At 62.9% G+C, this 7,515-nt stretch carries 6 protein-coding genes; 5 read left to right on the top strand and 1 reads right to left on the bottom strand.

Annotated elements, in window-relative coordinates:
• Positions 1-463: 463 nt before the first annotated feature.
• The 5 genes from gcvH to Q7L05_RS08480 all read left to right on the top strand — a co-directional run bounded on the left by gcvH (position 464) and on the right by Q7L05_RS08480 (position 5,315).
• A complete protein-coding gene (gene gcvH, locus Q7L05_RS08500) occupies positions 464-847 on the top strand; it encodes a glycine cleavage system protein GcvH (RefSeq protein WP_303904812.1) in 384 nt (127 codons plus the stop codon).
• 1 nt (position 848) lies between these two features.
• A complete protein-coding gene (gene gcvPA, locus Q7L05_RS08495) occupies positions 849-2,258 on the top strand; it encodes an aminomethyl-transferring glycine dehydrogenase subunit GcvPA (protein WP_303904809.1) in 1,410 nt (469 codons plus the stop codon).
• Between the two features lie 95 nt (positions 2,259-2,353).
• Positions 2,354-3,814 (top strand): aminomethyl-transferring glycine dehydrogenase subunit GcvPB, encoded by a 1,461-nt coding sequence (gene gcvPB / locus Q7L05_RS08490; protein WP_303904806.1) that lies wholly within the window; start codon positions 2,354-2,356, stop codon positions 3,812-3,814.
• Between the two features lie 68 nt (positions 3,815-3,882).
• Complete coding sequence (locus Q7L05_RS08485) at positions 3,883-4,197, top strand: diacylglycerol kinase (RefSeq protein WP_303904815.1); 315 nt, start codon at positions 3,883-3,885, stop codon at positions 4,195-4,197.
• A gap of 185 nt (positions 4,198-4,382) precedes the next feature.
• Positions 4,383-5,315, top strand: a complete 933-nt coding sequence (locus tag Q7L05_RS08480; RefSeq protein WP_303904803.1) for a carbohydrate kinase family protein — start codon at positions 4,383-4,385, stop codon at positions 5,313-5,315.
• 16 nt (positions 5,316-5,331) lie between these two features.
• Here Q7L05_RS08480 and Q7L05_RS08475 read toward each other — a convergent pair whose 3' ends face one another.
• On the bottom strand, positions 5,332-7,389 hold the full coding sequence (locus Q7L05_RS08475; protein ID WP_303904800.1) for a thioredoxin domain-containing protein: 2,058 nt from the start codon (positions 7,387-7,389) through the stop codon (positions 5,332-5,334).
• Positions 7,390-7,515: the final 126 nt, after the last annotated feature.

Here is a 7,515-nt window from a genome sequence, read left to right as displayed (position 1 = left end):
TTCGTCGCTTAGGCTCCTCGTAATGACAGCGAGGGCAAGTTCATCAGGAGGAGCCTAGGCGACGCGGCAATCTGGTACTTGGCACTTCGAGATAGCTTCGTCGCTGAGGCTCCTCGCTATGACAAGGGGGGCGTTCGTCACTGGTTCGGGGCCATGCAGCGGCGGGGGCGGTTCACAATGACGGCTAAAATGTTCGTCTTTGATTTGGGCCAGCGCAGCTGGGGGTACGGCTCCCAATGTACAGGCTCGACGGAGGGGCCGCCGGCTGAAATATTCGTGCAAGATGTCGCTCCCACCAAGTGTGGAGGTATGATCCCCACAGGTGATTGGTGTTTTTTCTTTGTGTACCTTGCGCCTTTGCGGTTAGAAATCTCTTGAATTGAAGCTTTTGGCGAACGGTGGCACGCTGGGTCGTGTCCGGTTCGCCGTCCGTAACCGAACTGAACCGGCAGGGAGAATAACGATGAGCAATGTGCCTACCGAACTGAAGTACACCAAGTCCCATGAATGGGTCCGCAGCGAAGCGGATGGCACCATAACCGTGGGCATCACTGATCATGCCCAGGAGCTGCTGGGCGACATGGTGTTCGTCGAGTTGCCTGAAGTGGGCAGCAGTGTGGGCGCCAGCGACGATTGTGCAGTGGTGGAGTCGGTAAAGGCCGCATCGGATATCTACGCGCCGGTCGATGGCGAGATTACGGCGGTCAATGAGCAACTCGAGGATGCACCCGAGCGGGTGAACCAGGACCCGTACGGCGAGGGCTGGCTGTTCCGCATGCGTCCATCGGGGGATCTCTCCGGTCTGCTCGATGCGGATGCCTATAACGGGATGATAGAAGAGCACTGACATGCCGTTTATCCCCCATACCGAAGCCGATGTGAAGGCCATGCTGGAGACGGTCGGCGTCGACACGGTCGAGGCCCTTTTTGACGAGATCCCGGCGGAACTGCGCAGCGACGGTCTGAATGAGCTCTCGGCCGGCCTGAACGAGATGGAGATCGGGCGGCTGATGCAGGAGCGCGCCGCCGAGGATGGGCTGCCTGCCTGCTTTATTGGCGCCGGCGCCTACGACCATCACGTTCCCGCGGCCGTCTGGGAGATCGTTACCCGCGGTGAGTTCTATTCCGCCTATACGCCCTATCAGGCGGAGGCCAGCCAGGGCACCCTGCAGCTGGTCTATGAGTACCAGACCATGATCGCCAGCCTCAATGGTCTCGATGTCTCCAACGCATCGCTCTATGACGGCGCGTCGGCACTCGCCGAAGCGGTCTTGATGGCGGTGCGGGCCAATCGCAAGGACAAGTCGCGGCGGATTTTGATGCCCGCCACCGTGCACCCGGCCTATCGCCAGACCGTCCATACCCTCGTGCGAAACCAGGGCATCGAACTGGTCGAGGTTCCTTACTGTACGGGCAGTGGCTCGACCCTCGTCGAGGCGCTGCGCCGGCACGAGAGGGACACTTTCGCGGCCCTGGTGATCCCGCAGCCCAACTTCTTCGGGCGACTGGAAGAGGTGGATGCGCTTACGGACTGGGCGCATGCCCATGGCGCCCTTGCCATCGCGGTGGTCAACCCCGTCGCCCTGGCGCTGCTCAAGCCGCCGGGCGAATGGGGCGACAAGGGCGCCGATATCGCCTGCGGCGAGGGTCAGCCGCTGGGTGCGCCGCTCGCCTCGGGTGGTCCCTACTTCGGCTTCATGGCCTGCAAGCAGGCCTACGTACGGCAGATGCCCGGACGGGTGGTCGGCAAGACGCTGGACAGCGAGGGTCGCCCCGGTTTCACCCTGACGCTGCAGGCCCGTGAGCAGCACATCCGCCGCTCCAAGGCGACCTCCAACATCTGCACCAACCAGGGACTGCTGGCTGCCGCTGCCACCATTCACATGGCCCTGCTCGGTCCCCAGGGGCTGGAACGGGTGGCGGGCGCCTGTCATGCCAATACCGGTGCACTGGTGGAGCGCCTGACGCAGGTCGAAGGGGTGCAGCGCGTATTCGAGGGGCCGGTGTTCCATGAAGCCGTGCTGCGTCTGCCGGTGCCGGTGGATACCGTGATTCGCGCCCTCGGCGCCCAGGATGTCCTGGCCGGTTATCCGCTGGCGGAGGATTACCCCGAACTGGAAAACTGCATCCTGGTGTGCGCCACCGAGAAACACGGCGAAGCGGATATCGAAGAGTACGGCCGTCATCTGGAGCGCATCCTGGATCGCAACCGCGGGCCCGCCTGCACCAAACTGCGTCCCCCCGAGGGCACGATTTAAGTAACTAGTGGCGAGTGGCTAGTGGCTAGGAACACCCCCTACGTCCGCCCCCTCGCAACTAGCAACTAGCAACTAGCTACTGACATCGAGATAACATGCTGATATTCGAACAGTCCCAATCGGGCCGTTTTAACCGCGCCCAGGCACCGGCGGAGGTACCGCCGGCGGACGACATCCCTGCACACCTGCGGCGCAAGAAGCGCCCGACCCTGCCGGAGGTCTCGGAGTTGCAGGCGGTGCGCCACTATACGCGGCTTTCGCAGAAGAATTTCTCCATCGATACGCAGTTCTATCCGCTGGGCTCCTGCACCATGAAATACAACCCGCGCGGGGCCAATGCCCAGGCAATGCTGCCCGGCTTCCTCGGGCGCCACCCCCACGCCCCGGCCTCCAGTCACGGGCAGGGAGTAATGGCCTGCCTGTTCGAACTGCAGGAGATGCTGAAGCAGGTCACCGGTATGGCTGCCTGCTCGCTGACCCCGATGGCGGGCGCTCAGGGCGAGTTTGCCGGGGTGGCGATGATTCGCGCCTGGCACGACGCCCGCGGCGATGAGGCCCGCAGTGAAATCCTGGTCCCCGATGCCGCCCATGGCACCAATCCGGCCACCGCCGTCATGTGTGGCTACAAGGTGCGCGAGATCCCCACCGACGTGAGTGGCGATGTGGATGTGGAGGCCCTGCGGGAGGTGGTCGGACCGCAGACTGCCGGCATCATGCTCACCAATCCCTCCACCCTGGGGGTTTTCGACCGGCGTATCCTGGAGATTGCCAAAATCGTTCATGAGGCCGGAGGCCTGCTCTATTACGATGGTGCCAACCTCAACGCCATTCTCGGCAAGGTGAAGCCCGGCGACATGGGTTTCGACGTGGTGCATCTGAATGTCCACAAGACCTTCTCGACCCCCCACGGCGGCGGCGGGCCCGGTGCCGGCCCGGTAGTGGTCAGCGAACGGCTGGAGCCGTTTCTTCCGGTGCCGATGGTGGATCACGATGGCCGCGAATACCGCTGGGTCACCGAATCCGAACGGCCTCAGAGCATCGGCCGGCTGTCGGCCTTCATGGGCAATATCGGTGTGCTGCTGCGCGCCTATGTCTATGCGCGCATGCTGGGTCGCGAGGGCATGGAACGGGTGGCCGGCTTCGCCACGCTCAATGCCAATTACCTGATGGCCCGTCTCCAGGCGGAGGGCTTCGAAATGCCCTTTCCGGATCGGCGCGCCACCCACGAATTCGTCCTTACGCTGAAGCAGGAGGCAAAGACGTACGGCGTCTCGGCCATGGACTTTGCCAAGCGACTGCTGGACTACGGGCAGCACGCCCCGACCGCCTATTTTCCGCTGCTGGTGCCCGAGTGCTTCCTCATCGAACCCACCGAGACGGAAAGCCGCGAAACCCTGGATGCCTTTGTTGCGGCGATGGCGGCCATCCGTGACGAGGCACGGGATAATCCGGAAATCGTCACCTCCGCACCCCACACGCTACCGGTAAAACGTCTGGACGATGTGAAGGCGGCGCGCGAACTGAACCTGTCCTGGAAACCGGAGCCGGCGGCGTGAAGCCCGAGGAAATCAACAAGCCGGACTGTCGGGGTCTGGCCCATATCTTTCAGGCCTTCGGCTACTCCATGAAGGGCCTCAAGGCGGCCGTGACCTACGAGGAAGCGTTTCGTCTCGAGCTGCTGGCGCTCATCGTGATGCTCCCGGCCGCCGTGCTGCTGGGGCAGACCGCGGTCGAGCGGGCCCTGCTCATCGGCAGCCTCCTGCTGGTCCTGGTGGTGGAGTTGCTCAACTCCGCCATCGAGGTCGTGGTTGATCGGGTGGGGGTGGAGCATCACGCCCTCTCCGGCCGGGCCAAGGATATCGGTTCCGCTGCGGTCTTCATGGCACTGGTCAACGCCGGTGTGATTTGGGCACTGCTCATTGCCGACCGCTGGTGGTGATTCGACCGCTAGCCCTGTAGGTCGGGCAGCCTGTCAAAGCTCTGGAGGTTTGGCGTCTCAGATGGCGCTTATGACGGCCTGAAGGCCGACCTACAACGTCTTCGGATTCTGGCGCCGGCGCTTGCCTTGTGGGCGGGCTCCCGCTACGTTGTTCCTGCTTTCGAACCCTCAGAAAAGGATTACCCATGTCGGCATTGATCTGCGGCTCCATCGCGTATGACACCATTATGGTCTTTCACGACCGCTTCAAGAATCACATCTTGCCGGACAAGGTTCACCTGCTGAACGTCTCGTTCCTGGTGCCGGACATGCGCAAGGAGTTTGGTGGCTGCGCCGGCAACATCGCCTACAACCTCAAGCTCCTCGGCGGCGCACCGCTGCCCATGGCCACGGTCGGTCGCGACTTCGACTCCTACGGCGACTGGATGCAGCAACAGGGCATCGACACCCGTCACATCAAGATGCTGGACAATACCTATACCGCCCAGGCCTTCATTACGACGGATCAGGATGACAACCAGATCACGGCCTTCCATCCGGGCGCCATGAGTTTCGCCCATGAAAAGAGTGTCAGCGAGGCGGAGGATGTTCAAATCGGCATCGTCGCGCCCGACGGCCGCGACGGCATGGTCGAACACGCTGAACAGTTCGCCGAGGCAGGCATCCCCTTCATCTTCGATCCGGGTCAGGGCCTGCCGATGTTCAATGGCGACGACTTGATGCGTTTCGTCGAACAGGCCACCTGGCTGGCGGCCAATGACTACGAGGCGCAAGTGATTGAAGAGCGCACCGGCAAGAGCCCTCACGAGATCGCTGAACAGGTCGAGGCCTTCATTGTCACCCGCGGTGGCAAGGGCTCCTATATCTATACCCCGACGCACCGCTATGAGATCCCCGTGGCGCCGGTGCGCGGTATCAATGATCCCACCGGTTGTGGAGATGCCTATCGAGCGGGCCTGCTCCACGGCCTCGCCAATGACATGGATTGGGAGACCACCGGACGTGTCGCCTCACTGATGGGGGCAATCAAGGTCGAACAGCACGGCACCCAGAATCATCGCTTCAGCCAGGACGAATTCAAGGCCCGTTTCCACGAGGCGTTCGGCTACCACCTGTAGGAGCCATGAATGATTCTCAGGTCCCGGTGCGCTCGAGAGTGCGCTCCAGGGCCTCGAAATCGCGTACCGGCGGTGCGCAGCGATGGGCACCGCAGACGTAGGCAAGCTGCCCGCCGTCCGCAGGACGTTCCGCGAGCAGGCCCGGAAGATCACGGGCCCCGGCAGGGATGGAAAACACCAGGCGGTGGGGAGCGAAATGCCCGGCCAGCCGGCCCTGCCACTCCTGCAGGCCTCGATCCTCACCTCGCAGGATCACCTGTTGTGGCGGCACCAGGTAATCCTCGAGGGCATGCAGCAGTGCACCATGGATGGAGGGCACCTCGCTTAAACTGTTCCAGCCGGCCTGTAGCGTCTCTTCCGCCGCATCCAGTAAATCGGTGCGCCCGGTCAGGTGCCCAAGTGTCAGCAGCACCCGTGCCGCGATGCCGTTTCCGGAGGGCGTCGACTCATCCATGAAGGGCTTGGGGCGCAGGATCAGGGATTCATGATCATCGGCCGTAAAAAAGAAACCGCCGCCCTCGTGGTCCTGAAAATGCTCCTGAAGGGTTTCAGCGAGGTCGAGTGCAAAGCTGAGATCACCATCGCGCCAGCGCGCTTCGAGCAGAGATACCACACCGTCGGCCAGAAATGCGTAGTCGTCGAGATAGCCCGATAGCCGCGCCTGGCCATCTTTGTAGACCGCCATCAGTCTGCCGTTGTCGGCCAACCGGGTCCGGATGAAATCGAGGGCCCGCTCGGCCGATGCGGTGAAGCGCGGTTCGTTCAGGCGCCGGCCGGCATCGGCCATGGCGCGGATCATCAGCCCGTTCCAGCTGGTGAGCACCTTTTCATCCCGATCCGGCCGCACTCGCTGCTCTCGCGCGGCGAACAGCTGCCGGCGTATCGCCTCAAGGCGCCGCTCCAGTTGTGACGGGGCCATATCGAAGCTCTCCGCCAGTGCTTCGATGGAAGGGCGACGGGTCAGGTGCCACTGACCTTCGAAGTTCGCTGACTGATCGAGTCCGTAGGCTGCTGCGGCCAGCCGAAAGTCGTCCGGCTCCAGTGCTTCCCCGGCCGCCTCCGGGGTCCACAGGTAGAATCCGCCCTCCTGCCCACCGCTGTCGGCATCCAGCGTGGCGTAGTAGCCCCCTTCGGGCGACTGCATTTCACGGAGAACCCACTCCGCAGTCAGAACGGCGGCCCGGCGGAATCGCTCCTCGCCGCTCACTTGCCAGGCATCGATACAGAGACTCAGCAGGGGCCCGTTGTCGTAAAGCATCTTCTCGAAGTGCGGGATCTCCCAGCGTGCGTCCACTGCATAGCGGAAGAAACCGCCGCCGATTTGGTCGAAGAGTCCGCCGCTCACCATCGCGGCGAGTGAATTCAGGGCGATGTCGCGCGCTTCACTATCACTGTTCCGGGCGTTATTCCGGGCAGCCTCGCGCAGCAGAAAAGCGTGGGAAGGGGCGTGCGGAAATTTCGGTGCCGTCCCGAGTCCGCCATGCTCGTGATCAAAATTCGCCTCCAGTTCGTGGCGCGCCCGGCGCAACGGCCCGTCGTCGGGCAGCCCTGCCACCCGGGATTCGACTTGCCCCTGCAGCGCCTCTTGCAGGGATTCGTTCTGCTCTTCGATGGCGTCGCGCCGTTCATGGAAGAAGTCGGCCACCCGCTGCAATATGTCGGGAAAGGCAGGCAGGCCGTGTCGTGGGTCGGGCGGGAAATAGGTACCGGCGGCGAAGGGTATCTGGTCCGGGGTCAGGAAAAGCGTCAGCGGCCATCCGCCGGGGCGCCGGGTGAGATACTGATGGGCGGTCTGGTAGATGCGGTCGAGGTCGGGACGCTCCTCCCGGTCCACTTTGATGTTCACGAAATGCTCGTTCATCAGGCGGGCGGTTTCCGGATTCTCGAACGATTCATGGGCCATGACATGGCACCAGTGACAGGCCGAGTAGCCGATCGAGAGCAGAATCGGGCGGTTCTCCCGATGTGCCCGGCCCAACGCCTCCTCCCCCCACGGATACCAATCCACCGGGTTGTCAGCGTGCTGGAGCAGGTAGGGACTGGTTTCATTGGCGAGACGGTTGCGGTGCGCCATGCGGGACTCCTGATTTCCGACAAGTTCGGTCAACAATATAGCCGCTTTCCGCGCTCGTTCCTATCCGGAAAAACAGCGGCTGACAGATTCACCGCAAAAGCGTAAAAGGGCGTTCACCGCAGAGGC

It is taken from the genome of Thiohalomonas denitrificans (assembly GCF_016841685.1).
Classification (GTDB): domain Bacteria; phylum Pseudomonadota; class Gammaproteobacteria; order Thiohalomonadales; family Thiohalomonadaceae; genus Thiohalomonas; species Thiohalomonas denitrificans_A.
Note: the sequence above shows the minus strand (reverse complement) of the source record. Positions and strands in the feature narration are given on the sequence as shown.

What these genes read in the sequence shown, in the direction of transcription:
- gcvH (WP_303904812.1), top strand. Translation starts at nt 464, where the DNA reads ATGAGCAATGTGCCTACCGAACTGAAGTACACCAAGTCCCATGAATGG.
- gcvPA (WP_303904809.1), top strand. Translation starts at nt 849, where the DNA reads ATGCCGTTTATCCCCCATACCGAAGCCGATGTGAAGGCCATGCTGGAG.
- gcvPB (WP_303904806.1), top strand. Translation starts at nt 2,354, where the DNA reads ATGCTGATATTCGAACAGTCCCAATCGGGCCGTTTTAACCGCGCCCAG.
- Q7L05_RS08485 (WP_303904815.1), top strand. Translation starts at nt 3,883, where the DNA reads ATGAAGGGCCTCAAGGCGGCCGTGACCTACGAGGAAGCGTTTCGTCTC.
- Q7L05_RS08480 (WP_303904803.1), top strand. Translation starts at nt 4,383, where the DNA reads ATGTCGGCATTGATCTGCGGCTCCATCGCGTATGACACCATTATGGTC.
- Q7L05_RS08475 (WP_303904800.1), bottom strand. Translation starts at nt 7,389, where the DNA reads ATGGCGCACCGCAACCGTCTCGCCAATGAAACCAGTCCCTACCTGCTC.